Raw genomic sequence first — 23,591 nt, forward strand, 5'->3', positions numbered from 1 at the left:
CTAAACCCGCCCCTACGACTCCCAACTCCCTCATTTACAAAATTTGCGATAAAAACTTGCGCGTCCGTTCTTCTTTGGGGTTTTGAAAAAATTCTTGGGGTGGGGCTTGTTCGACTAACATTCCACCATCCATTAAAACGATGCGATCGGCAACTTCGCGGGCAAACCCAACTTCGTGCGTCACAACAACCATTGTCATTCCCGATCGCGCTAAACTCCTCATCACATCTAACACTTCCCTTACCATTTCTGGGTCAAGCGCTGATGTAGGTTCGTCGAATAACATAATTTTAGGCTGCATTGCCAACGCCCGGGCGATCGCTACCCGTTGTTGTTGTCCGCCAGAAAGTTGTCCTGGGTACTTTTGCGCTTGTTCTAAAATTCCTACCCTTTCCAACAGTTGCATGGCGACTTCTTCGGCTTTTTGTCTTTTCCAACGCCGTACCCAAATCGGTGACAGAGTTACGTTTTGCAGTACCGTAAGATGAGGAAACAAATTAAACTGCTGAAATACCATTCCAACTTCTCTACGAATCGCATCGATGTTACGTAAGTCGTGAGTCAGGGCAATTCCATCAATTTCAATTCGCCCTTGTTGATAATCTTCTAAAGCATTAAACGTGCGAATAAACGTAGATTTACCCGAACCAGAGGGACCCATCACCACCACCACCTCACCCCGATTCACGGTAAGGCTAACACCCCGGAGAACGTAAAATTTATTGCTGCTGTACCACTTATGGACGTTCTCAGCAATAATCATTGGTTGTTGGTTGTCGGTTGTTAGCTGTTCGTTGTTCATTGTCGATCGGTAATTGGTAATTAGTAGTTGGTTGCTTTCTCACTCTTCACTACTCCCTACTCCCTAATTACTAACATTTAATTTCCGTTCTAAATAGCGACTTGCAGTAGACATTCCATAACAAAAGAGCCAGTAGAGTAAGCCAATAAATAAATAAACTTCGGCATAACGTCCGAGGAATTGGGGTTGTGCCAAAATCGAGCGAGAGATTCCGGTTAATTCGAGTAAGCCAAATAGAGCGAGTAGAGATGTATCTTTAAATAAACCAATAAATTGACCGACGATCGCAGGAATTACGGCTTTAAGTGCCTGGGGTAATACAATCAATAACACAACTAAAGGCGAACTTAAACCCAAGGCTTTAGCGGCTTCGTATTGTCCTCTAGGTATAGCTTGTAATCCACCACGGATATTTTCTGCTAAATACGCTGCACTAAATAATACTAGTCCAGCGATCGCCCGCAGTACGCGATCTAAATTGCGGAAGTTAGGCGGGAGAAATAACGGTAACATTACCTGGGCTAAGAAGAGAATGCCAATGAGTGGCAACCCGCGCACGACTTCAATGTAGAGGATCGATAAGATCCGGACTATAGGTAATGGACTTTGGCGACCGAGGGCGAGTAACACGCCAAAGGGAAACGACAGTACGATCCCGCAAATTGCTGTGAGTAGGGTCAGTAATAGCCCCGACCATACATTTGTTGGGACTGAAGTTAAACCCAAACCGCCTCCAATTAACCAAAAATTGACAACAAATACTAATCCCCAAGCTGGAGTTAGCCAAGGGCTAATACTAGTAGGTAATTTGCGTCCAACTGCGTAGCCAACTATGGCAATAATGGCGATCGCTAATATCCATAGACGCGCGCTCAGTTCTAAAGGTAGCAGGATAATAGCCGCAATAGTGACTCCTAAAACAATTAAAATTGTTCGGCTAAACAGGGGAGAGTTTCTGACAATATAACCCCAACAAATCCCTGCTAAACCGATAATTAGCCCTAGTGCTGTCCACACTCGCCAATACAATTCAGGAGGAAATCGACCGACAAAAAAGAGTCGCAAGTTTACACCCACGACTCCCCACTGTGCTGCGGTTAATGCCCAACTAATAAAGTTACTCAGTCCCCAAATAATGACTGTTAGACAAATTATTGTCAGGATACTGTTGTACCAAGTACTAAATAAGTTTTTCTGTACCCAGTTAAGCGGAGATGTGGGCGGATTAGGAGGGGCGGATGATTGGATTTGCAAGAGTCTATCTCTCCTGAATTTGCACGGTGCGGTTGTATAAATTCATGACGAGAGAGATGGTTAAGCTTGTGGTTAGATAGGTAATCATAATCAGCAACATCACTTCCACAGCCCGTCCCGTCTGATTAAATGTTGTAGAAGCAACAAAATAAACATCGGGAAAACCGACCGCGATCGCCAAACTGGAGTTTTTAGCTAAGTTGAGGTAGTGACTCGTCAAGGGTGGTATAATCACGCGCAATGCTTGCGGTAAAATCACCATTTGCATGATCCGATTTGGCTTCAGTCCCAAAGCACGGGCTGCTTCCCACTGCCCTTTTGGTACAGCTAGAATCCCCGCCCTCACAATTTCAGCAATATAACTACTCGTATAAATCACCAGTCCAGCGAGTAGGGCGCAAAACTCTGGCGACAGACGCAATCCACCCTCAATCTGTCCCTGCGTAACTTGCGGAAGACTCAACCGAAAGGGAATACTGCGGGTCAAGACAAAAGCAACGATCGCCGCCCCTAAAATAGAACCCAAAGCATACCAAATTTGATGTCCTGCCTGTCCTCGTTCTACCATGACGCGCCCCCGCCAACGCCACAAGGCGATCGCCCCAACAATTCCCGCCAGTAGTAATACCAACCAAATGCCACCCCCAGCCCCAATTTCCAGCCACGGGAAAAATACGCCTTGTCCCGTCAAGTAAGTAGAACCAAGAAGAGTAATAGGATTTTCAATTCCTGGTAGGTTGATAAAAACGGCAAAGTACCAAAAAAATAGTTGCAATAGTAGAGGTACGTTGCGGAAGATTTCTACATAAGCAACCGCGATGCGTCGTACCAACCAGTTATCTGAAAGTTGGGCAATGCCAAAGACCAACCCAAAAATAGTAGCTAAAACTAAACCGATTGCTACCACGCGCAATGAATTAAGCAACCCGACAAATATTGCCCGACTGTAGCTATTAGACGGAGCGTAAGGAATGATGCTTTCGCCAATATCAAAGGAGGCTTGCACTCCCAAAAAATCAAATCCTAACTGAATGCCTAATTGCCGCAGATTGTAAGTGAGATTATCCCAAATCAGGACAATAAAAATTACCACCAACAAAACCGCGATCGCCTGTCCGGCAATCTGCCAGAAGCGATCGTCTCGTAATAGTTTCTGCAACTTCATGTAGTGGTAATTGAGTGGTGAGTGGTGAGGGGTCAGTGGTGCGTGAAGAAAGGGAGTCGGTAGGGGCGGGTTTAGCAAATAGATTGACAACCCAGGCAGTAGATCTTCGGTCAAAACCCGTCCGTCCAGGAATCGGGAAATATTGACAACCCAGGCAGTAGATCTTCGGTCAAAACCCGCTCGTACAGGAGTCGGGAAATTTTGAATTTTGAATTCTTCCCCTGCTCCCTGCTATCTAAATGGTGGAGCATAATGTAAACCACCTTTCTCCCAGATATCGTTCTGACCGCGTGGTAAATTGAATGGCGTGCCAGGTCCGAGATTGCGGTTGTAAATCTCGCCGTAGTTGCCGACTTTCCTCACCGCACGAGCAACAAAATCATTCGGTAAACCCGCACCTTGACCTAAATTCCCTTCCGTGCCTAGCAATCTTTTGACAACTGGGTCTTGGCTTTTGGCGAATTGGTCGATGTTTTGAGAATTAATCCCCAGTTCTTCGGCTTCAATTAAGCCAAAGATCGTCCACTTAACTGCATCAAACCAGCGGGAGTCTCCGTTCTTCACAGCTGGTGTTAGTGGTTCTTTGGATAAAAGCGTATCTAGAATAATATTATCTTGCGGATTTTTCAGCGTTGTTCGACGGGATACCAATCCAGAGCGATCGGTACTCACAGCCTGACACCGACCTTGTTCGTATGCTGCGTAAACGGCATTAGCATCTTCAAATACTAGAGGCGTGTATTTCACTCCAATTTTGCGCATTTGATCGGCAAAGTTTTGCTCGGTAGTGGTTCCCGTCTCCATGCAAACAGCTTTACCCTGCAAACCCTTCAAGTCTTTTGTCCCAGCAGATTTCTTCACCATTACGCCCTGACCGTCATAAAACGTCACGGGAAGAAACTCCAGCCCTACCGAAGTATCGCGACTCATCGTCCAAGTCGTATTGCGACTGAGAATATCGACTTCTCCTGCTTGCAGGGCAGTGAATCTCTCTTTTGCGTTCAGATTGCGGAAATCGACAGCATTCGGATCGTCAAATAAAGCGGCTGCGATCGCCCGACAGATATCCACATCGAGTCCAGAATACTTACCTGCTTGGTCTACGTAGCTAAATCCTGGTAAAGTACCGCTGACACCGCACGCCAGCCTGCCGCGAGACTTAGCTGCATCTAATGTACCCCCTCCCCCTGCGGCTGGGTTACTTCCTGTTTGGGCGGTTCCCTGTGGCTGTGGTGACTGAGAATAAAATTGGCTACAAGCAGCTAAAGGAGTTGCTACCAGCGCAACACCCACTAGCAGTACGCTCCTTTTGAACATAAATAAATTTGTCCTACTCTTCTCTGTTTTTTTACGATGCACGCTCATACTAAGTGGTATCAGTTGCCACAAAAGCGAGTGTTTCTCTGTAAATTTGATTAGTTAAACTCTACAGTAAACAAAGGCAAGAGGCGAGAGGCACTCTTGTCAGGGGCAACATGCATACCTGTAGGGGCGCACAGCTGTGCGCCCCTACTAAAATACGTGAAAATTGCACCGTTAATTCTGATACGAACGACCGCGCTTATAAAGAGTTACTCCTAGAGCAATTCCAGGAATAGTCAAAACTGCTACCCAAGGAGAGCGCCACCAATCAATTGTTTGCGTCGTGTAGCTGTTTCGATATCTACTGCAAGGATAAGATTGAGCTGGATCGACAGAAGAAAATAAAACTCCACCCGCGATCGCAGTCGTGGATAAGATAGCCGCCAACGATAATTTTGCTGCTTTCATTGTGCTTAACTTCCCTAGCTATTACCAGTTCAACTCAAGTCGCCTGACAGAAGCATTAATTTTTATAAATTGTAATTTTCTTCCCAACACTTTTCCAAAATTTCTTTTGACCTCAGCCGCCCTACACTATTGCCTGCTACCCTAGATATTCGTGTTGTTGCGCTGAAGCTCTGTTAAAGTTCTGAAAAAGCGACGTTATCGACGGGTCAAGCCGAGAAAATCTGGGCGTAGGGGTTGGTGTTGGCTGATGCTACTACTGCCTACCTTATTGTGGCTGGGATACAAAGAGGTGAAAAGCCATTTGGAGCCATATCAAGCAATTCTCGTCCTGGGTGGTTCAGTCCAACGGGAGCAGTTCGCGATCGAATTTGCACGGAACAAGCCAGATTTACCAATTTGGGTTTCTAGTGGTAGTCCGAAAGAATACGCCCGTAATTTATTTACCCAAGCTGGTGTCGATCGCAGTCGCTTGCATTTAGACTACCAGGCAGTCGATACGGTCACAAACTTTACTACTTTAGTCGGCGAGTTTCAAAAGCGAGGCATCAAGAAGATCTACCTGATCACGTCTGACTATCATATGCGCCGTGCCGAAACAATCGGTCAAATTGTCTTAGGTAGTCGTGGGATTGATTTTACCCCGATTTCCGTTCCCTCCAAGCGATCGCCAGAACCCTACAACAAAACCATCCGCGACGGAGGTAGAGCTTTGCTTTGGGTGCTGACAGGACGCACGGGTTCGACATTAACGAAAAGATAAGTCGGGAGTGAAGAGAGAGTCGCGGAGCTACTTCCAAGTCACAAGTCACAAGTCACAATTCAACCCTACACCCTACACCCTTTCTTCACGCACCACTCACCACTCTCTTACCTCTCACCTCTTGATAGATGTGATTTTAGATTTGACAGATTAAATTTATGTTGATTACTCATGTTTGTTTTTGGTGGCGATCGCGGTTCGATAAGCCACTGTTTATGTATCTATGATTATCGATCCAAGCAGTACAAAATTATTATCTCGCGCCAGCGATCGCTCTAGATTGGGTTTAGTTTGTATCACCGTTTCTAAAGCAGTCCGCTATCGTACCATGACACGGACACGCTACCTCAAGTTGAGTGCAGCAGAACGGGAAACTACCTTGCGAGAGCTTTATTTGAGCAATTTAACTCGCTTGGATGCGGCAATATCTTTTTGTCAAACCAACCAAATTTTCCTCTATCGAATGCCTTCGGGTTTGTTTCCCCTCAGTGACATGGAAGACGGCATCGGACAAGCTATCTTAGCAGAAATGACTGCTGATTTAGCCGCAGTGGGAACGCGATCGCAACAACTGGGCATCCGAATGGTACTCCATCCCGATCAATTTGTGGTATTAAGTTCTGACTCGCCACAAGTCGTGGAAAACAGCATCAAAATTTTGACACAACATGCCCAAATTATGGACTTGCTCAGTTTACCGCGATCGGCTTGGGCGTGCATGAATATTCACGGAGGCAAAGCTCAGAGAACGGCGCAATTGGTGCAAGTTGTCAATCGCCTTCCAGAAGCAATTAAAAGCCGCCTTACTTTTGAAAATGACGAATACGCCTATAGCGCTGAGGAAATCCTAGCCGTCTGTCAGCAGGCAAAAGTCCCAATGGTCTTTGACGCTCACCATCACATCTGTCATGAGAAACTAGAAAGCTACGATCATCCCTCCGTAGCCGAGATGTTTTATGCTGCTAGATCGACGTGGGAAAAGCCAGATTGGCAACTCGTCCACATTTCTAACGGTGAAGCAGCTTTCAGTGACAGACAGCACAGTGAATATATTACTGTTATGCCTAGCGTTTACCGGGAAGCACCCTGGATTGAAATTGAAGCGAAGGCAAAAGAAGAGGCGATCGCGGCTTTGACCAACAACAATTGGTGATAATATTTGCTGTTATCGCTGCTTAACTGCGAAACCTGCATTCTTGATGCGAGCAGAATTTGGTTGAAATCAATATGTCATCTCTGCAAAAAACTCAAATAGCATTTCGTCCAGTACGGCGCTTTCTCTGGCTAGAACGATTGATTGCTCTGGTGGTTTTACTAAATTTCTTCCTTGTCTTGTTCGATTTATCATATATTCACTGGCACGACTTTTATTTTGAAAAGTCACCCCAAATCGTCCAGCAGTACGATCCCATTAAAGGTATCGAACCCCATCGAGAAACAACCCGATATCTGGCTCAATTTCAACAAATCAGACAACAAATTGAGCAGACGGGTATTCAGTCGCCAGAAGTTGAAAATTTATTAGCTCAAATGCGGCAATTGAGCGATGAATTAATCGAAGATAATCCCTTTGCGATCGCCCAGAAAACCGGACATTTAGAAAAGATCAAAAATCAAGTCCGCGATCGCGTTCATATTAACTCAGCTCATCAAGCCTTCGATACTTTTTGGAGTCAGGCTTATCTCAATCGCGTAGGCTGGGAACGAGAATTAGATTTCTTCACGACAAATCTTCAACCGCTCATAGAAACTAACTACTATCGCGGCATTAATACCCGAGGTAAATTCATCGATCGCTTTTGGCTAATTGACTTACCTTTTGTCGCTTTTTTTGGCTTAGAAATTCTCATTCGTACTTTCTTTATCAGCCGTCAAAGACCAGATTTAAATTGGTTAGAGGCACTGCTAAGGCGCTGGTACGATTTATTTCTCCTCTTCCCATTTTGGCGCTGGCTGAGGGTAATTCCAGTAACGATTCGGCTTTATCAAGCAGAACTATTAAATCTCGAACCCGTCCGCAAGCAAATTAAATATGATTTTGTCACTAATTTCGCTGAAGAAATGACAGAAATTGTTGGCGTACGGTTAATCGATCAAATGCAAGACTCGATCGAACGAGGAGATGCGGCTGAGTGGTTATTAAGATCGGGACGTTACCACCCCTATATCAATATTAATAACACCAATGAAGTGCAAGAAATTGCTAATCGCTTACTGCGTCTGACAATTTATCAAGTTATTCCCAAAGTACAAACTGATATTGAATCATTACTCCACTACAGTATCGAAAATGCCATTAGAAAAACTCAAATGTACCAGCAAATACAGCATTTACCAGGTATGGAAACTCTACCTCGTCAAGTTTCATCAAAATTAGCTAACGATATTTCCCAATCTACTTACACAACTTTAACAAATTTACTCGAAGATCCCGTAGTCATAGAAAAATCGAGTCACTTAATTCAAAACTTTAGTATTGCTCTAGAAACAGAAGTCAAAAAACAACACAACTTGCAAGCACTCAAATCATTATTTGTAGACTTACTAGAAGAAGTCAAAATTAATTACGTCAAAGACATTGCTCAAGGTGGAGTTGAAAGAAGTTGGGAAGAAGCAAATCAACTGCGCCGCATCATCCGCCAGTAGAAGTAAATCTTTAGAAAAATGTCACGCAAAGACGCAAAGGCGCAAAGGGTGCTTAGCGTCTTTGCGTCTTTGCGCGAGACAAATCTTAGAATAGAATTCCCAGCTACAATTAAGAAATGTTAAGAAAAGTTTGTCAGTTATGATGCAGAATACATCTGATGCGGGAGCGAGTGCCATAACTCAACTAACAGCAATTAATGCAGCTAAGGTGCTAACAGTTTTTTGCCTCGCAATTTGTGCAATCGTTTATGGGATATCGGACTTACGCCAAGTTATTTATCTTTGTTTGCACGTTAGCTATTGTCTATGGTGGCTGCTAGAACAGTGGTTCTTTCCTAACCGACGACAGATATTTAACGAACCTATAGGAGTAGGGGGCTTGATTGCCGCTCTGATGTTTGTTGGAGTATTCTATACCTTACCTGGATATTTGGCATTTACCAACCCCACGCCTATTTCTGCACTCGCGATCGCGATCGCCATACCACTTTACATCTTCGGAACTCTAATTAATACCACTGCTGACGTACAAAAACTAACTGCTAAGCAATACGGGGCGGGTTTAGTGCAGGATGGAGTTTGGAGATTTTCCCGCAATATTAACTACTTCGGTGACTTGCTACGCTATCTCAGTTTCAGCGTTGTCGCAGGTTCTTTATGGGCTTATCTCGTACCAGGAACTATTACCCTCCTCTATCTCCAGCGCATCTCTCAAAGAGAACAAACCATGTCTGGTAAGTATAGCGAGTATGCAGCGTATCAAGAGTCTAGCAGCCGCTTGATTCCTTTTCTTTGGTGAGTCAAGGGCAGCATACCATATCCATTCTGAGAAGGCGTACAATCGTGCGCCCTCAAGCCATGCCAAAATCAATAATACGTACTCATAACGAGTATGATATACTTGACATTCAGGAAATATCTTTTTACAGATGTAGACCCAAGCAGCATCTATTTAAGTTGCTATTTCTCCATTACTATCACTACCGCGATCGCAATCTATGAACGTTGTTCTTGTCGGATTTCTTGCTAGCCTACTCGCTGGACTGGCAACTTTTGTTGGAGCTTTACCAATCTTACTACCAATCAATTTGACCCAGAGAATTCAGGGAATCATGTTGGGGTTTGGTGGTGGAGTTATGTTAGCAGCTACAGCTTTTTCTCTCATCGTTCCAGGCACAGAAGCAGCAGAAAACATTGGTTATTCCAGAGCGATCGCTGCTCTAATTATGGTTGTAGGTATTTTATTGGGCGGATTGTTTTTACAAGTTGCTCATCACGCTTTACCACACGAACATTTTTTGAAAGGGCGAGAAAATTGTCGGGGGAAAAGTATTAAACAAATTTGGTTATTTATCGCTGCGATTACAATTCATAACTTTCCTGAAGGATTAGCTGTAGGAGTAAATTTCGGGAGTGGAAATATCGAGCAAGGGCTACCAATTGCCGTAGGTATTGGCTTACAAAATATGCCAGAAGGTTTAGTCGTTGCCCTATCATTAATCTCAGAAAGATATTCTACTAGCTATGCTTTAGGAGTTTCTCTGCTTACGGGTTTAGTAGAGCCTTTGGGCGGTTTAGTTGGTGCTGGCGTAGCAAGTATAGCTCAGTTTATTTTACCTTGGGCAATGGCGTTTGCAGCCGGAGCAATGCTATTCGTAATCAGCGACGATATTATCCCCGAATCGCACCGCAAAGGATTAGAAACAGAGGGAACTATTGGTGTCATGTTAGGTTTTGTGGTAATGATGTTTTTGGATATTGCATTAGGTGGATAGTCAGTTATCAGTTATCAGTTGTCAGTTGTCAGTTGTCAAGAAAGTGGTTTTGACTTTTAACTTTTGACTTTTGACTTTTGACTTAATCCTTTGATTCTAATTGTTTTATTTTCTGTTCTAATTCAAACTCGCGATCGCTGACAATTGTTTCTAAATTCGCGATGCGTTGCTCAAGTTGTTTTGGATCGCTATTTGCTAACGATTTATATTTATTGTCATCGCGCCAGACAAAGTACGTACCTGTGGCAGCTCCGGCGATCGCGGCTAGCGGTAAAATAGGACCGCTCCTAGTTACACTCGAAAGCGGAATGCAAATTGCTAGCATTCCCGTAGCAAAAGCCCAAATTTTTGAAGTTGCAGCAACGCGGATATCTTTACTCATTGCCTGCTTCCCGTACGGAGATTACTGACAAACTATTTAATTTTAATGTAGCAACAAATTTCAGTAACTTTTCGCTAGCTTTGCAAAAATTTTACTAAGTTAGCTCGATCCACGTAGCACTCGACTGCGTTTATCTGCTGACTCATGCCTGCATCTGAAATACAAAGCTCTACAGTAAAGATACAATCTTGCTTGCTCCTCTACATTATTCATAGTTTTAAATTATTAAACTTTAAGTAGATATACTACGGTAACAACAGCGATCGCGTGGATATAATCGCGATCGTTTACCTGTGAGATATTTACAAAATAGTAGATTCTACAGTTAACCAGAATATTTTGATTTTTTGCCACAGTTTTATTGCTAATCAAAAAAATATGGGAACTCATGTGAAATTAGCGACTCGTTCGCTGAATTTGTTACGTGTTTTTGGTTTGTTGAGTACGACTAATTTATCTTTGCTGACACCTACAGTTCATGCCCAAACTGCCGATCGAACTGAAACTAGTCGAACAAATAGCCAAACACAAGCAACTCAACGCCAGCGAGTTGCTGTACTAGATTTTGATTTTGCCGATACTGGCAGTGTTAATTTTGCAAATATTTTCGCTGGCGCAAGTCCAGCCCAAGGAGTGAGTAATTTAATTACGAATGCATTAGTTAAAGATGGTTCTTACAGTGTCATCGAACGGAGTAAAATCGACGCTATTTTACAAGAACAAAACTTAGGTGCTTCGGGGCGAATAAATCCAGAAACCGCTGCTCAAATTGGTAGAGTTTTGGGAGTTGATGCTGTCGTAATTGGTGCAGTGACTCAATTTAATATTGAAGCAAATAATTCTGGTAACGGCTTTTGCGTTTTTGGAGTTTGTTCGGCGAAACAAAAAAGTCGGGCGATCGTGCAAATTGATGCCAGACTCGTCAGCACGACAACCGCAGAAATTCTCGCTGCAACTCAAGGTAAAGGAGAAGTCGATAAGAAAAGCAAAGCTTTAAATGTAGGTGGTATTTATCACGAGTCGAAGAATGCTGACCCTGAAACTTTATTGAGTGCAGCCGCAGAAATTGCTGTCAATGAAATTACGCAAGAAATCGTTGCTTCTGCCTCTAAAGTGACTACAGCAGCTTCGTTTACACCGAATATCAATGCTGTAGTAGCTGATGTAACTAATAATCTAGTTACAATTAATAAAGGACAGGAAGCAGGCTTAAAAACAGGGATGACAATCTCAATCGAGCGAGTAGCCAAAGAAATTAAAGATCCTGAAACTGGCAAAACTCTGCGCGCCTTAACGTCTCCGATTGGCACGATCGAATTAACAGAAGTCGGTCAGGGATTTGCCACTGGTAAAGTTACAAATGGTGCGGGCTTTAAACGAGGAGATATGGCAAAAGCCGGACAATAAAGAAGGCAGTTAGAATTTAAACGTAGGGTGGGCAATGCCCACCTTTTTTACATCTATGGCTCATCACCAATGACTCGTGACAAATGACAAATGACAAATGACAAATGACAAATGACTCATGACAAGTCACCCATACCTGCAATAATTAAGATATTTAGAAGTTTCAGAAATCGCTTTTCAGGCAGAGTGACTATAGGGTACAAATACTAAAATGACTAATGCAAATACTAGCAATGCCAGACCGTTTTTCTACCCCAACCGTACCTTAGAGCGGGCGCGTCGGGCACTGATTTGTTCTAGCTTTAACTTACACTTATTCCAGGCAATGATAGCTCAAAGCGTGCCAGTCATGGCGATCGCCGGCAATTCAGGCATGGAAAAAGGCTATAGCCAACGCCCATTAACAGAACTTGCAGTAGACAACGAACTCTTTTGGCTGATTCAAGTCGGTGTATTGCGGCGTGAGGTAGACGGACAGGGAATCACAGATAGTTTTCGGCTCACGCCTCTGGGCAGACAGCTAGTAGAGCGATACGCTCAGCATGGTAAGTGGGATACTCCAACGTGGCGCGATCGCCTTTACAATACCCTGAGTAGCTGGCTGCGACTGCCTTTTTAGGTGAATGCCTTAAATTTGTAAGCGTAAAAGTTAAGAATTAGCAAAAAAGGGGAAAAATAAACACAGAAACCCATCTCGGTCTGAAATTTCTGCCTTTACCTGCTCAAGCCGATAGCCGCATATGAAATCAATCATGATCGTGGGAACGACATCCCATGCTGGAAAATCAACGATCGCAGCTGCAATTTGTCGCATTTTAGCCAAACGTGGCTGGCGTGTAGCGCCCTTCAAAGGACAAAATATGGCGTTGAATGCTTACGTTACCGTTAATGGTGGCGAAATTGGCTATGCCCAAGCGGTGCAAGCGTGGGCGGCTGGGGTTGCTCCAATGGTAGAGATGAACCCAATCTTGCTCAAACCTCAAGGGGATACGTCTTCTCAGGTGATCCTCAAAGGCAAAGCTGTGGGAAGAGTCAACGCAGCAGACTACTACGAGCAATTTTTTCAACCAGGATGGCAGGCAATTGAAGAATCCCTGCGCCATCTGTCAGCAGAATTTGACATGATCGTGTGCGAGGGGGCAGGTAGTCCGGCAGAAATCAACCTCAAGCACCGCGATTTAGCAAATATGCGGATCGCCAAGTATTTGAACGCACCAACGTTACTAGTCGTAGATATCGATCGCGGTGGTGCTTTTGCCCATGTCGTAGGCACGCTAGAATTACTCGAACCAGAAGAACGCAGTTTAGTGCGCGGGATAATCATCAATAAATTTCGCGGACAGCGATCGATCTTAGAACCGGGCATTAAGTGGCTGGAAGAACGGACGGGAATCCCCGTCATCGGTGTCATTCCCTGGCTGGAACATTCATTTCCAGCCGAAGATTCCCTCGATTTGTTTGAACGCAAGCCCTCTCGGGCTAAAGGCGAACTCAACATTGTCGTAATTCGCCTGCCGCGAATTTCTAACTTTACCGACTTCGATCCGTTAGAATCAGAACCGTGTATTGGTTTGAGATATCTCAGCCCCAAACACGAATTAGGACATCCAGATGCGGTTATTCTTCCAGGGACGAAAACCACGATCGCCGATTTACTCGTCCTGCATAAAACCGGGATGGCAAAGTCAATTCAAAACTATGCGGCGGCTGGGGGAACGGTTTTAGGTATCTGCGGCGGTTTCCAAATTCTGGGGCAACAGCTAGCCGATCCAGAAGGGCTAGAGGGCGAAGCTGGTAGGTATCCAGGGTTAGGATTGCTGCCCATCAAAACGGCAATCACGATGCATAAAGTTGCCCGCCAGCGTCAAGTCATATCGAATTTTCCGCAGTCAGGATTGCCCGTGACAGGGTATGAAATTCACCAAGGGCGATCGCGATTAATAGAATTACCCCCCGCCCAAGCCAACGACTATCAACCCCTGTTTGACGATACCGGTCTTGGCATGGTAGATAGTAGTCAATCAATCTGGGGAACATATCTGCACGGAATTTTCGATAATGGACCTTGGCGGAGGGCTTGGTTAAATCGCCTGCGGCAACAAAGGGGACTTAAATCTCTACCGACAGGTATCTCTAATTATCGCGAGCAGCGAGAAGCAATGCTCGACTCCCTAGCAGGTATGGTAGAAACCCATTTAGACTTATCCTCTGTTTTGTCGCCTTAAAGTTAGGAATTATGACTGTGCGAGTCAATTTTTTACCCGATGATGTCACTGTAGAAGCCACAGTCGGAGAACCATTGTTAGATGTAGCAGAGCGAGCGGGGGTTGTCATCCCCACCGGCTGTATGATGGGTTCCTGTCACGCTTGCGAAGTCGAGATCGATGGAGACAATACAGTATGCGCTTGTATTACTGCTGTACCACCTGGACAGGAACAGTTGACGATCGATCTTTATTTCGATCCAGCGTGGTGAGAATCAATTCCTAGCTTGCATTTCCCGCTGTTTTAGCCCGCATCAAAAATACCAAGGCAGCTATAGCCATTATCCCCATCACGATTCCAGCAGTTCTGTAAGTTCCAGCTATCCCTACGAAGTTAGTCAAAGGCTGGCTGACAATGGGTGAGAGAAATTGTCCTAAAAAAAAGCTAGTCGTTAACCCACCTAAAACTTTTCCACGGGCTACACCAGGAGCGATTGAAGTGAGGCAAAAGTTCATATTTGGCATGAGTAAACCCAAACCTAAACCCGCGATCGCTAATCCCAAGAGAATCACCGCATAACCTGCGCCAAAACTTATCAATTCATATCCTAGTGCCATGTTTAAAAAAGCAATGCCATAAATGCTAATAAAGCTGAGGCGGGCTTTGACGCGCTGGTACAATAACGAGCTAACCGCAGAACACCCAGTTGCAAGCGCGATCGCTAACCCGCTTTGAGAACTGCTTGCCTGTAGTAATTGCTGTAAGTAAAAGGGGAGTTGTACGGGAATTAGATAAAATACGATTTGCGAGATTAGGGCGATCGCATAAGTCAACACCACTAAACCAGTCGCCAAGCTGGTTGGTTCGTCTGCAAAGTTAGCTCCAGTACCCTTACCTGTACGATTCGGTTCCGGTAGCAACAACACGACGCACGGTACCAATACTAGGGCAATTAAGTAGATAAAAAAGGGCATCCGCCAATTGATATCGGCAAGAAAGCCCCCTAAAGTCAGGAAAACAACCCCTCCCAATGCCATAAAAGCAGCTTGGATACCCAAAAACTGCCCTCTCGCCTTCCCCGTGTAGTAATCTGCAATCAACGCCGTTGCCGTTACCATTACCCCAGCCACACTCAAACCCAATAATGCCCGTCCGAAAAGGATAAAGCCGATCGCATTCAACCACAGCCCCGAACTACCTGCCAACCCGTACGCGAGTAAGGCAATTATTAACACGGGTTTGCGTCCCAATTTATCGATTGTCGCGCCAACAAGCGGCGCAGCCACGGCAATAAATAGGGCTGGGACTGTCAAGACTAACCTTACCCAGTAATCTGCATTCGGCACGCTGCTAAAGTGCTGCTTCATTGCTGGTAGCGAAGGTGCAATTGTTGCACCTGCCATCACGGTAAGCGTGCTGACAAGCAGCAAGGTAATTTTGACAGGGGACGAGTTAGTTTGCTGCATAGGCTAAGTTCTGGGGATTTCACCATCTAAGAACCGAATCGGCACGCGATCGCCTACCTCTAGTCCTAATTCTGCCGTCGCGCCACTTCGTAGCTGAATCATTTGGTCTACCGTTGCCTTTGAACTATATGTAGGGCAAGCAATTGCATCGCAAGGCTGTGCCTCTACTTGAATGGCTGCAATCTGTCCGTTTTGTAAATAGACGACATCCACAGGGAAGCGCATATTTTGCATCGAAACCTTAACTGGGCGAGGCGGATCGATAGTATACAGCATTCCTCTTGTCTGTGAAAGTTCGCCACGGTACATCAGTCCCATAGATTGTTGCTGCGCTGTTTGAGCAACTTCCAACTCAATTTCTTGTCCAGAAATTTGCGCTTTCGCACTTACAGGTAGAGATTGTGGTTGTTTTTCAATTTGAGCTTGAATTATTAGTAAAACCAGACCGCTCACCAATGTAACTATGCAAAAAGCATTATTAGCTGAAATCTTCCGGTGCTTCTTCTGGGTCGCAGTTAACATAAAGCCCTCGCTTTAACGATTTCTTAACCGAAGCTATTCGACTTTTTAACCAGAAGTCGACTAATTTCTTAACCAAAAATCGTTCTTGTAAATAGTTTAAATTAACTCTTACTTAAATCTTTTATCTAAAACAAAAGAATCAACATTAAGTTTTGTTAAATTTAAATCAGCGAAAAGTTTTAGTATCTAAGTCGAGGAACTCAATTGGTAGGCGATCGCCAGTTTTTAAACCTAGCTCTAAAGTTCTTCGAGCCTGTAACTGCACCATTTGGTCTACTTTTACCTTTGAGCTATACGTGGGGCAATTGACTTCGTTACAGGTAGGAACAGCTATTTGAATTTGCTGAATTTCCGTATTTCTCAGAAAAATTGTATCGACTGGTACAAGAATGTTTTGCATGGAAAATTCGATCGCTTGAGGCGGATTGAATTCAAACAAAATTCCCCTATTTCTGGGAATTATAGTACGATACATTAACCCTTGTGCTTCTTGCTCTGGGGTTTGAGGAACTTCTAAGTAAATTCTTTGCTTGGCAACTTCAATTCTGGCTAAAATTGGTATAACTTGCGGTTTTTGTGGTGAACTAAGTTGTAAAGATAGCCAAGAAAAGCCTAAATACAGAGTAGTCAAAACAATAAATATAGCGATTCCAAGCAGCCAAAGAGAATTTTTAGAAAACATGATTTGATTAATTTATACATATTAATTAACTCGTAGTTAAATACTATGTAATCGGCAATGCAGATTGCGCGCAATGAAGAAACTGCGCCATTGACACATTTTTAACCAATAATTCACAATTTTAGGTACGATGACTGTAGATAGTTCTAGCTCTATAAAGTTAAGAGCAAAGGCGATAATTTATTAAGAATCAATGAACAGAGATAGAAAGTAGGGAAAATGCAGAAGCGTGCTTTTGACTTGTCGCTTCTAACTTCTTTCTCGAGCGCTCAAACATTGCCAATCCCAGAGAGCAAATTCGCTGTACCATATAACAAATCAGTTGCGTCTGAGTGCTGTGAGGGATGAGGAGTTATGAAAACAGCTATCTTACCAATCTTAGCGATCGCCTTAGTCGTCTTTTCCAACCGAGAAACGCCAGCTCAACAAGTAGAAACTAGCTCCGACCGTTCTTTCTTGGCACTGGTGGAAGGAGATGATGGCGATCGATGTAGCTTTATATCTGCTGATGTCTTGGAACGCTCGGCAGACATTGCGCAGGGATTGCTTTTCGTGCGATCGGGAGACTCTCCAGACCAAGTAAAATACAAAATGCGCTTCGTTCCCGATGGAGCCTATGCCAACGATATATTACAGTGGACGGCGATCGCCGGAAAAAACTACACGCGAGCTGACGTAAATTTCGACAAGAACCGCGCCGCGACACGCTCATTTACAATGGCGGTTAACTATCAGCAGCCAGAACAAAAACAATGTCGTTGGGAAGTCCGCGAACCGCAACCAGCAGCAGCACAGACAATGGAACAAGATTTAGCGCCTGCACCTGATAGTAATTCAACGGAACAAGATTTAACCCCTACACCCGATCGTAATCCATAGATTTAGATATGATGAGGAGCGATCGCTATTTAAATCTAAGTTGAGATTGGCTTGCGATCGCCCATAGAGTCCTCAAAAATTGCTCCTTGTTGCTGAAACTCAAGTTTCATCTGTGCTGAAATTCCGACGACATCAACAAACCGTGTTTTTTCTACTTTGACTGCATTCAGTTCTGCGCGGTTGAGATTGGCTGCATTCAAATTGGCATGACTGAAATCTGTACCGTTTAAATCTGCTTGTTGCAGTAGCGTCTGGCTCAAATTTGCACCTTGTAAGTTAGCATTCTGAAGATAGGCGCTCGATAAATTTGTCCGGCTGAGATTAGCACCGCTTAAATTTACACGGGGTAGAATTGCTCGTAAGTCTGCATCGCTCAAATCGGCATGACTGAGATTCGCATCGCGGAGATTGGCATTAGTGAGTTTGGCACGCAATAGACAAGCACGACTCAAATTAGCACGACTCAGATCGGCTAATGTCAAGTCAGCACCACTCAAATTTGCCCCTTCTAAATTAGCGCGACTCAAGCTAGCATTACGAAGATCGAATTGACTGAGATCGGCTCCGACTAAATCCTGTGTAGGATCTAAACCGATCGCTTCTAGACTAGAAACAAAGTCTGTCGCGATCGCCGAGTTGAGTAATTCCCGCGCGATCGCCAACTGTTGCTGTTGATATTTTTTCGCTTGGGTCAATTCTCCTAAACTAGTGTATGCTTGTCGCAGGCTATTTAAGATCTGTCCTTTCTGTAGGCGATCGCTTTGTGCTGGTACGATCGCTAAAAGTTTTTGCCAATACTCAATTGCACGAATGTACTCTGCTGATGCCAAATAAGCATTACCAATATTGGCAAGAGCATTCATTTCGCCAGTTGCATCTTGAATTTTCTGGGCGATCTCCAAATGTTGTTGAAAGCAGCCGATCGCCTGGGGTATGTTTCCTAAAGCTTGATAAGCTGCGCCTAAATTCCCTAAAGCCGCGCCTTCGCGCTTGAAATTTTGGCTGCTCCGATAAAGATTTAATGCTTGTTGCCAAGACTGCAATGCAAGCTCAAATTCCCCTGTTTGGTATTGAGAAATACCTTGTTTTAGCAGCAAGTCTGCTTCACTAGTCATCTAGCGATTTTTGCCGTGCGATCTTCAGCTTTAACATTACCATAAACCTGCTAGATCGTGACAACATTGTAGGGGCGTACAGCTGTGCGCCCCTACAAGAAATTTATCTTAGGTATTTATATTAAGCGATCGCAGTTTTTATCGGACAGCTTAAATATGAAGGAACTAAAAGTGTCTCTTCAATTTCTGTACGTAAGCTCCGCGTCATGTATTGTGCTTGGCGCAGGCAATCAAGTATGAGTTGATTGACATCGTAATATTGTTTGAGAACAGCTTTTTGCTGGGAAGTCAAAGGAAAATTTATCAGTTCGTAACTCGAAGCATCGATATCAGATAGATGAAGATGGCGATCGGTGCGATCGTCTTGGAGAGAATCTGATTTAAGATCGAGGATAAATTCTAAATGAAAGGCACGGAAAGCAGCTGGTTTAAACTGAGGTTTGCTCAGATGATGTGACTTGCGCTCCAACCAGAAAAGAAAGCGCGATAATTCTGGATCGACTCCGGCGATCGCGTCAGCTTGTTGCTTCATTAAACTGAGAAAATAGTCAGCGTTTCGCAACATACTGACAACGAAAACAAAAACTTCGTGCCAGCGTGGTTCTGAAATCCGAGCAGCTAAATTTATTAAAGCTTGTTCTGCTCTTTGAGGATGAGAAGAATCGGCTATTTCTCGCGCTATAAAATACTCGTGAAATCTGCTATCAGAGAAAGAATAAACCTCTGGAGCGAACTCAACAAATAACTGATGTTGGTATTGAATAGACTTTAGTAGTGCTTCAGTCGTAAGTTGCAAGAGTTCCGGGCTAGTAGGTGCTTTTGGCAGGTTACATATATATTCGGTAATAGATTTTTCAATATCCTGTTTGCTAAACTTACCTCCAGTTTCAAATGTAGCCAAAGCAATTTTACTTAACAAGTCTTGTTTGTGCTGTACGGACAAATTTTTGTAGAAGCGATCGCCTGGAATATGATAAGCTTCATCCCATTGACTCAATAAAATTTCTAGTCCTTCGCGGTAGAGCTGACAGCGATCGTCAGGAATTTCTCGACCGGCTTCAACTAATAGACAAAGCAAATTTAATAATGGATCGTTAGACAATTCATTAACAATTTCTTTTTCCTCGTGTTTTAAGGAGAAATTTACGACGCGATCGAGTTTCTTTGAGTCACTCTTCTGTAATTTCTCAACTTGTACCCATTTACCACTAAACTTGACACCTCTTCGGTCATCCAACTTAATACCTTCAGTTTCCATCGGCTGAGGAAAACGATCTACCAACGCTGAATCGATGGAGTTCATAAGCTTTATGGTTTTGGTGTTACAGTTTGAATTTCTCGGATGTTCATTCAATTCATAATTACGAATTACTAACCACGAATTACGAATTATGAATTATCATGCTCTAGTTTGAGCAATTTGAGGTTGAAGCAAAGAAAATAACTGTTCTTTGCCCTTTTGAAGATATCGAGTTACAGTCATTGGGCTAATACCAATTCGTTTAGCAGCCTCTTTACGTGAAAACTCTTTTAAGAAAACAAATTCTACAGCTTTACGAGTTTTTTCCTCTAGCTGATTCATTGCTCCTTGCAATTGTTGGCGATCTTCTTCCTGTTGTTGCAAGCTAGTAGAGCGCTGGTCGGGTAAAGCATCAGCTAATTTAATTTGGCAATCGAGATGTTGAATAACTGTACTATCTAAACTTAAGACAATTCGATTTTGGAAGGCGAGCTTACTATCTAACCATTCTTGAATTGCAACATTCAATTCTTCAGCAATTTCTATATCTGTAGGAGTACGACCGAGAGTTAATGTTAGATCTTTACGAGCCTTCTGTCCTTGATTGTGAAGTTCTTGCCAACGGCGGGGAATTTTGACAACTCCCGTGCGATCGCGTAAGAAATGTAAAATTTCACCTCGAATATAAGGAATTGCAAAAGAACTAAAAGCATAACCTTGATAAGGGTTGAAGCGCTCGATAGCACGAATTAAACCAAAGTAACCAATTTGTTCTAAATCTTCATATGGCTCGGTACATTGGCGGCTAAACTGATGCGCCATCTTTCGCACCAAACCAGTGTGCATACTCACAAGTTTATTGCGTAATGCAATCGAAGGATTTTGATAATAAGCAATTAATAGCTCTATCCCATTAGAGCAGGCTCTAGTATGAGTTATCGACATAAAAATCCTCAACAGCGATCTAAGCTTCCCTCATGGGAATTAACAGGTGGTGCGAAATCTTTAATCAAAGCTGAAGATTATTGTCGGTGGAGAAGGCTTCTCAAACCATGTCGTTCTTACTGAATTTATGAGGGGATTAGCAGATTGCGGTGACTTTTCTCCGTAGATCTGCTGAGTTGACTGGCTGAGAATGCCAAATATTTTAAGATTAGATTTAGATTTCTGCTGCTAGTCTCACCCTGGTTAACCGTTAGAGGTTTAAGCCAAAATAGGCATATGTCACCATATCGTTGCTCTCACACAACCCGTTAAAAAATTAAGAAAAAATTCCATGAGTAGCACTAGCAATTTTCGCGAAGCAATTCGTCAAGCTAAGACTAGCGCCATAGTAGGTCCAAACGTTATTGCTAACGCCCTGCCTTATCTAGGTGGCGGGCTGGTACTAACAGCACTGGGAACCTACGGTGGTCTAAGTGTCATCCGTGCCAATCCAGGGTTATTCTTCCCTACATTTATTGGTGCGGTCATTTTGGAACTGATTCTGTTCTTCGTGGCGATGAACGTTGCTGAGAAAGGTAATAATCGCGTTGCCCTGCCTCTACTAGCAACATATAGCTTGCTAACTGGCTATACTCTTAGCGGCATCGTCTTTATGGCACTAAGAACCCAAGGCGTAGGTATTGCAGGTGTGGGGTTTGCTGCCCTCGGCTGCGGTGTCACCTTTATTGCGGCACGTCAAATTGGTTCTAACTTGTCAGAACAGGACGGCATGGCATTGACGAAAACAGTCAGCCTGGGAGTCATTGCCCTAGTGGTTGTCTGTTTGGCACAATTTCTGTTTGCTCTGTTTGGCATCTATACGCCGACTTGGTTAGAAATTGCGATTTCAGGCATTGGCGTGTGTCTATTCGTTGGTGCAGCAGTCGTAGATTTCTACGTTCTGCCTCGTAGCTACCGCAACGACCAATATCTCCCTGCGGCGCTGTCGATGTATCTGACATACATCAATCTGTTTATTTTCATCTTGCGGTTGTTAATTGCCTTGAATAGCCGTGACTAGTGGAGACTTTACATGAATTGTAGAGACGTTACATGTAAAGTCTCTACAAACGATCTGCCGTGGCTTGTTTTGAAGCCACGGTTTTTTTGGTTGTTGCCCCAAAGGTTTTCAACTCTGGTTAAAATCATCAATACAAGTAGGGCGCGTTGTTAATGCACCCTATCACTCAGTGAGCGATCGCTACTCGAAACCTATATGGAAGCACTAGAAATCAAACGCGAAGTTGAAAAGTTGTCCGATCGCCTGGGTAAAACCCAGGACTATCTTTGACATCCCCGCACTGACGGCAAAAATTCAAGATTTAGAACAAATTGCTGCCCAACCGGAGTTTTGGAACGACCAAACCAAAGCACAGCAAACACTTCAGGAACTCAACGACCTGAAAACTCATATCCAGCAATACGATCGCTGGCAAGGTAGCCTAGAAGATACCAAAGCCGTGCTAGAGCTACTGGAACTCGAAACGGACGAATCTCTGCTGCAAGAGGCTGAGACAAACGTTACTAGCCTCAACCGCGAACTCGACCAATGGGAGTTGCAACAGTTGTTATCCGGTCCCTACGATGACAAAGGCGCAATTTTGACGATTAATGCTGGAGCAGGTGGAACTGATGCCCAAGACTGGGCGGAAATGTTACTGCGGATGTATACTCGTTGGGCGGAAGATCGCGGCTATAAAGTGCAATTAGATGAGATTTCGGAAGGAGATGAAGCGGGGATTAAATCCGCTACCTTAGAAATTTCCGGTCGTTATGCCTACGGCTATTTACAAGGCGAAAAAGGAACTCATCGTTTGGTGCGGATTTCTCCGTTTAACGCTAACGGTAAACGACAGACTAGCTTTGCTGGTGTGGAAGTGATGCCCCAAATCGATACTTCCGTACAGTTGGAAATTCCCGATAAAGATTTGGAAATTACTACCACTCGCTCTGGTGGTAAGGGAGGACAAAACGTCAACAAAGTAGAAACAGCCGTGCGCATTCTCCACATTCCTACAGGAATTGCCGTCCGCTGTACCCAAGAGCGATCGCAGTTACAAAATAAAGAGAAAGCTCTGGCGATCCTCAAAGCCAAGCTGTTAATTATTGCCCAAGAACAACGCGCTCAAGAAATCGCTGAAATTCGCGGTGATATGGTAGAAGCAGCCTGGGGAACTCAGATCCGCAACTACGTTTTCCATCCATATCAGATGGTGAAGGATTTGCGGACAAACGTAGAAACAACAGCAATTACCGACGTAATGAATGGCGAACTCGATACCTTTATTGAGTCCTACCTACGCCAGGAGAAACAACTAGTGGCTAGTTAAGGAACAAGCAAGACTGAGAGCAGAAAAAAAGCAAGCTGAGGAAACTGGAGGAGAAAAACCAAAATGGTTTTGCTGTTTACAGTCCTTAGCTCTTTTTTTGTTTTGCCAACCATTGAGCCTGAATTGGTTTGCTGAACTTTTCCATATTGCTTTGCTTAAATTCAATCTTCATAATTAATGCAATAAATAAATAGCTGATCGGCAAAA

The 23,591-nt window shown here is 43.9% G+C and carries 25 protein-coding genes; 12 read left to right on the top strand and 13 right to left on the bottom strand.

What is annotated here, in order from left to right; translation table 11 throughout:
• Positions 1-34: 34 nt before the first annotated feature.
• The 6 genes from N4J56_RS13505 to N4J56_RS13530 form a co-directional block, all read right to left on the bottom strand.
• Positions 35-802 carry an amino acid ABC transporter ATP-binding protein gene (locus N4J56_RS13505; RefSeq protein ID WP_317106925.1) on the bottom strand — a complete coding sequence of 256 codons (768 nt, stop codon included), beginning with the start codon at positions 800-802 and terminating at the stop codon, positions 35-37.
• Between the two features lie 63 nt (positions 803-865).
• On the bottom strand, positions 866-2,056 hold the full coding sequence (locus N4J56_RS13510) for an amino acid ABC transporter permease (RefSeq protein ID WP_317106926.1): 1,191 nt from the start codon (positions 2,054-2,056) through the stop codon (positions 866-868).
• Positions 2,057-2,060: 4 nt separating this feature from the next.
• Complete coding sequence (locus N4J56_RS13515) at positions 2,061-3,221, bottom strand: amino acid ABC transporter permease (protein ID WP_410500492.1); 1,161 nt, start codon at positions 3,219-3,221, stop codon at positions 2,061-2,063.
• Positions 3,222-3,331: 110 nt separating this feature from the next.
• Entirely contained in the window at positions 3,332-3,472 is a 141-nt protein-coding gene (locus N4J56_RS13520) for a hypothetical protein (RefSeq protein WP_317106928.1), read from the bottom strand.
• Positions 3,453-4,538 carry an amino acid ABC transporter substrate-binding protein gene (locus N4J56_RS13525; protein WP_317106929.1) on the bottom strand — a complete coding sequence of 362 codons (1,086 nt, stop codon included), beginning with the start codon at positions 4,536-4,538 and terminating at the stop codon, positions 3,453-3,455. Before N4J56_RS13525 ends, N4J56_RS13520 begins: the two co-directional genes overlap by 20 nt.
• Before the next feature lie 219 nt (positions 4,539-4,757).
• A complete protein-coding gene (locus N4J56_RS13530) occupies positions 4,758-4,991 on the bottom strand; it encodes a hypothetical protein (protein WP_192160331.1) in 234 nt (77 codons plus the stop codon).
• A gap of 247 nt (positions 4,992-5,238) precedes the next feature.
• Here N4J56_RS13530 and N4J56_RS13535 point away from each other — a divergent pair, with 247 nt between their 5' ends.
• The 5 genes from N4J56_RS13535 to N4J56_RS13555 all read left to right on the top strand — a co-directional run bounded on the left by N4J56_RS13535 (position 5,239) and on the right by N4J56_RS13555 (position 10,172).
• On the top strand, positions 5,239-5,751 hold the full coding sequence (locus N4J56_RS13535) for a YdcF family protein (protein WP_317106930.1): 513 nt from the start codon (positions 5,239-5,241) through the stop codon (positions 5,749-5,751).
• Positions 5,752-5,974: 223 nt separating this feature from the next.
• On the top strand, positions 5,975-6,904 hold the full coding sequence (gene uvsE / locus N4J56_RS13540; RefSeq protein WP_317106931.1) for a UV DNA damage repair endonuclease UvsE: 930 nt from the start codon (positions 5,975-5,977) through the stop codon (positions 6,902-6,904).
• A 74-nt stretch (positions 6,905-6,978) separates the two neighbouring features.
• Complete coding sequence (locus N4J56_RS13545) at positions 6,979-8,397, top strand: hypothetical protein (protein WP_317106932.1); 1,419 nt, start codon at positions 6,979-6,981, stop codon at positions 8,395-8,397.
• A 142-nt stretch (positions 8,398-8,539) separates the two neighbouring features.
• Positions 8,540-9,196, top strand: coding sequence for a DUF1295 domain-containing protein (locus N4J56_RS13550; RefSeq protein WP_410500493.1), 657 nt, complete (start codon positions 8,540-8,542; stop codon positions 9,194-9,196).
• Between the two features lie 199 nt (positions 9,197-9,395).
• Positions 9,396-10,172, top strand: coding sequence for a ZIP family metal transporter (locus N4J56_RS13555; RefSeq protein ID WP_317106934.1), 777 nt, complete (start codon positions 9,396-9,398; stop codon positions 10,170-10,172).
• An 82-nt stretch (positions 10,173-10,254) separates the two neighbouring features.
• On the opposite strand, the gene N4J56_RS13560 is transcribed toward N4J56_RS13555, so the two are convergent.
• Positions 10,255-10,554, bottom strand: a complete 300-nt coding sequence (locus N4J56_RS13560) for a hypothetical protein (protein WP_317106935.1) — start codon at positions 10,552-10,554, stop codon at positions 10,255-10,257.
• Positions 10,555-10,932: 378 nt separating this feature from the next.
• On the opposite strand from N4J56_RS13560, the gene N4J56_RS13565 reads away from it, so the two are divergent.
• From N4J56_RS13565 to N4J56_RS13580, 4 genes are all read left to right on the top strand, one after another.
• Positions 10,933-11,961: a CsgG/HfaB family protein gene (locus N4J56_RS13565; RefSeq protein WP_317106936.1), complete on the top strand. Its 1,029-nt coding sequence runs from the start codon at positions 10,933-10,935 to the stop codon at positions 11,959-11,961.
• A gap of 211 nt (positions 11,962-12,172) precedes the next feature.
• Positions 12,173-12,580 carry an Npun_F0494 family protein gene (locus N4J56_RS13570; protein WP_317106937.1) on the top strand — a complete coding sequence of 136 codons (408 nt, stop codon included), beginning with the start codon at positions 12,173-12,175 and terminating at the stop codon, positions 12,578-12,580.
• Positions 12,581-12,701: 121 nt separating this feature from the next.
• Positions 12,702-14,186, top strand: coding sequence for a cobyric acid synthase CobQ (gene cobQ / locus N4J56_RS13575; protein ID WP_317106938.1), 1,485 nt, complete (start codon positions 12,702-12,704; stop codon positions 14,184-14,186).
• Positions 14,187-14,197: 11 nt separating this feature from the next.
• Entirely contained in the window at positions 14,198-14,437 is a 240-nt protein-coding gene (locus N4J56_RS13580) for a 2Fe-2S iron-sulfur cluster-binding protein (protein WP_317106939.1), read from the top strand.
• A gap of 10 nt (positions 14,438-14,447) precedes the next feature.
• Here N4J56_RS13580 and N4J56_RS13585 read toward each other — a convergent pair whose 3' ends face one another.
• The 3 genes from N4J56_RS13585 to N4J56_RS13595 all read right to left on the bottom strand — a co-directional run bounded on the left by N4J56_RS13585 (position 14,448) and on the right by N4J56_RS13595 (position 16,785).
• A complete protein-coding gene (locus N4J56_RS13585) occupies positions 14,448-15,632 on the bottom strand; it encodes an MFS transporter (protein WP_317106940.1) in 1,185 nt (394 codons plus the stop codon).
• 3 nt (positions 15,633-15,635) lie between these two features.
• Entirely contained in the window at positions 15,636-16,154 is a 519-nt protein-coding gene (locus N4J56_RS13590) for a DUF192 domain-containing protein (RefSeq protein ID WP_317106941.1), read from the bottom strand.
• Positions 16,155-16,320: 166 nt separating this feature from the next.
• Positions 16,321-16,785, bottom strand: coding sequence for a DUF192 domain-containing protein (locus tag N4J56_RS13595; RefSeq protein ID WP_317106942.1), 465 nt, complete (start codon positions 16,783-16,785; stop codon positions 16,321-16,323).
• A gap of 405 nt (positions 16,786-17,190) precedes the next feature.
• On the opposite strand from N4J56_RS13595, the gene N4J56_RS13600 reads away from it, so the two are divergent.
• Positions 17,191-17,715 carry a hypothetical protein gene (locus N4J56_RS13600; RefSeq protein WP_317106943.1) on the top strand — a complete coding sequence of 175 codons (525 nt, stop codon included), beginning with the start codon at positions 17,191-17,193 and terminating at the stop codon, positions 17,713-17,715.
• 35 nt (positions 17,716-17,750) lie between these two features.
• Here the strand turns inward: N4J56_RS13600 and N4J56_RS13605 are convergent, their stop codons facing one another.
• The 3 genes from N4J56_RS13605 to N4J56_RS13615 all read right to left on the bottom strand — a co-directional run bounded on the left by N4J56_RS13605 (position 17,751) and on the right by N4J56_RS13615 (position 21,015).
• The gene (locus N4J56_RS13605; protein ID WP_317106944.1) at positions 17,751-18,830 is read right to left on the bottom strand and encodes a pentapeptide repeat-containing protein; all 1,080 of its coding nucleotides are present in this window, start codon (positions 18,828-18,830) and stop codon (positions 17,751-17,753) included.
• Positions 18,831-18,951: 121 nt separating this feature from the next.
• The gene (locus tag N4J56_RS13610; RefSeq protein ID WP_317106945.1) at positions 18,952-20,133 is read right to left on the bottom strand and encodes an NACHT C-terminal helical domain 2-containing protein; all 1,182 of its coding nucleotides are present in this window, start codon (positions 20,131-20,133) and stop codon (positions 18,952-18,954) included.
• A gap of 96 nt (positions 20,134-20,229) precedes the next feature.
• On the bottom strand, positions 20,230-21,015 hold the full coding sequence (locus tag N4J56_RS13615; protein ID WP_039713047.1) for an RNA polymerase sigma factor SigF: 786 nt from the start codon (positions 21,013-21,015) through the stop codon (positions 20,230-20,232).
• A 331-nt stretch (positions 21,016-21,346) separates the two neighbouring features.
• Here N4J56_RS13615 and N4J56_RS13620 point away from each other — a divergent pair, with 331 nt between their 5' ends.
• A complete protein-coding gene (locus tag N4J56_RS13620; protein ID WP_317106946.1) occupies positions 21,347-22,075 on the top strand; it encodes a Bax inhibitor-1 family protein in 729 nt (242 codons plus the stop codon).
• A gap of 195 nt (positions 22,076-22,270) precedes the next feature.
• A protein-coding gene (gene prfB / locus N4J56_RS13625; RefSeq protein ID WP_410500327.1) for a peptide chain release factor 2 occupies positions 22,271-23,384 on the top strand; the annotation gives its coding sequence in 2 pieces (ribosomal slippage) (positions 22,271-22,342 and positions 22,344-23,384; 1,113 coding nt in all).
• Positions 23,385-23,591: the final 207 nt, after the last annotated feature.

The sequence above is a fragment of the Chroococcidiopsis sp. SAG 2025 genome, assembly GCF_032860985.1.
In the GTDB taxonomy this organism is placed as follows: Bacteria; Cyanobacteriota; Cyanobacteriia; order Cyanobacteriales; family Chroococcidiopsidaceae; genus Chroococcidiopsis.

Bases quoted from the DNA above. Each gene is read 5' to 3' on its own strand.
- N4J56_RS13565 (WP_317106936.1), top strand. From the start codon at position 10,933: ATGGGAACTCATGTGAAATTAGCGACTCGTTCGCTGAATTTGTTACGT.
- N4J56_RS13600 (WP_317106943.1), top strand. From the start codon at position 17,191: ATGAAAACAGCTATCTTACCAATCTTAGCGATCGCCTTAGTCGTCTTT.
- N4J56_RS13555 (WP_317106934.1), top strand. From the start codon at position 9,396: ATGAACGTTGTTCTTGTCGGATTTCTTGCTAGCCTACTCGCTGGACTG.
- cobQ (WP_317106938.1), top strand. From the start codon at position 12,702: ATGAAATCAATCATGATCGTGGGAACGACATCCCATGCTGGAAAATCA.
- N4J56_RS13520 (WP_317106928.1), bottom strand. From the start codon at position 3,472: ATGCTCCACCATTTAGATAGCAGGGAGCAGGGGAAGAATTCAAAATTC.
- N4J56_RS13570 (WP_317106937.1), top strand. From the start codon at position 12,173: ATGACTAATGCAAATACTAGCAATGCCAGACCGTTTTTCTACCCCAAC.
- N4J56_RS13615 (WP_039713047.1), bottom strand. From the start codon at position 21,015: ATGTCGATAACTCATACTAGAGCCTGCTCTAATGGGATAGAGCTATTA.
- N4J56_RS13585 (WP_317106940.1), bottom strand. From the start codon at position 15,632: ATGCAGCAAACTAACTCGTCCCCTGTCAAAATTACCTTGCTGCTTGTC.
- N4J56_RS13605 (WP_317106944.1), bottom strand. From the start codon at position 18,830: ATGACTAGTGAAGCAGACTTGCTGCTAAAACAAGGTATTTCTCAATAC.
- N4J56_RS13535 (WP_317106930.1), top strand. From the start codon at position 5,239: ATGCTACTACTGCCTACCTTATTGTGGCTGGGATACAAAGAGGTGAAA.
- N4J56_RS13545 (WP_317106932.1), top strand. From the start codon at position 6,979: ATGTCATCTCTGCAAAAAACTCAAATAGCATTTCGTCCAGTACGGCGC.
- N4J56_RS13530 (WP_192160331.1), bottom strand. From the start codon at position 4,991: ATGAAAGCAGCAAAATTATCGTTGGCGGCTATCTTATCCACGACTGCG.
- N4J56_RS13590 (WP_317106941.1), bottom strand. From the start codon at position 16,154: ATGTTAACTGCGACCCAGAAGAAGCACCGGAAGATTTCAGCTAATAAT.
- N4J56_RS13505 (WP_317106925.1), bottom strand. From the start codon at position 802: ATGAACAACGAACAGCTAACAACCGACAACCAACAACCAATGATTATT.
- N4J56_RS13515 (WP_410500492.1), bottom strand. From the start codon at position 3,221: ATGAAGTTGCAGAAACTATTACGAGACGATCGCTTCTGGCAGATTGCC.
- N4J56_RS13560 (WP_317106935.1), bottom strand. From the start codon at position 10,554: ATGAGTAAAGATATCCGCGTTGCTGCAACTTCAAAAATTTGGGCTTTT.
- N4J56_RS13580 (WP_317106939.1), top strand. From the start codon at position 14,198: ATGACTGTGCGAGTCAATTTTTTACCCGATGATGTCACTGTAGAAGCC.
- N4J56_RS13550 (WP_410500493.1), top strand. From the start codon at position 8,540: ATGCAGAATACATCTGATGCGGGAGCGAGTGCCATAACTCAACTAACA.
- N4J56_RS13610 (WP_317106945.1), bottom strand. From the start codon at position 20,133: ATGAACTCCATCGATTCAGCGTTGGTAGATCGTTTTCCTCAGCCGATG.
- N4J56_RS13620 (WP_317106946.1), top strand. From the start codon at position 21,347: ATGAGTAGCACTAGCAATTTTCGCGAAGCAATTCGTCAAGCTAAGACT.
- uvsE (WP_317106931.1), top strand. From the start codon at position 5,975: ATGATTATCGATCCAAGCAGTACAAAATTATTATCTCGCGCCAGCGAT.
- N4J56_RS13525 (WP_317106929.1), bottom strand. From the start codon at position 4,538: ATGTTCAAAAGGAGCGTACTGCTAGTGGGTGTTGCGCTGGTAGCAACT.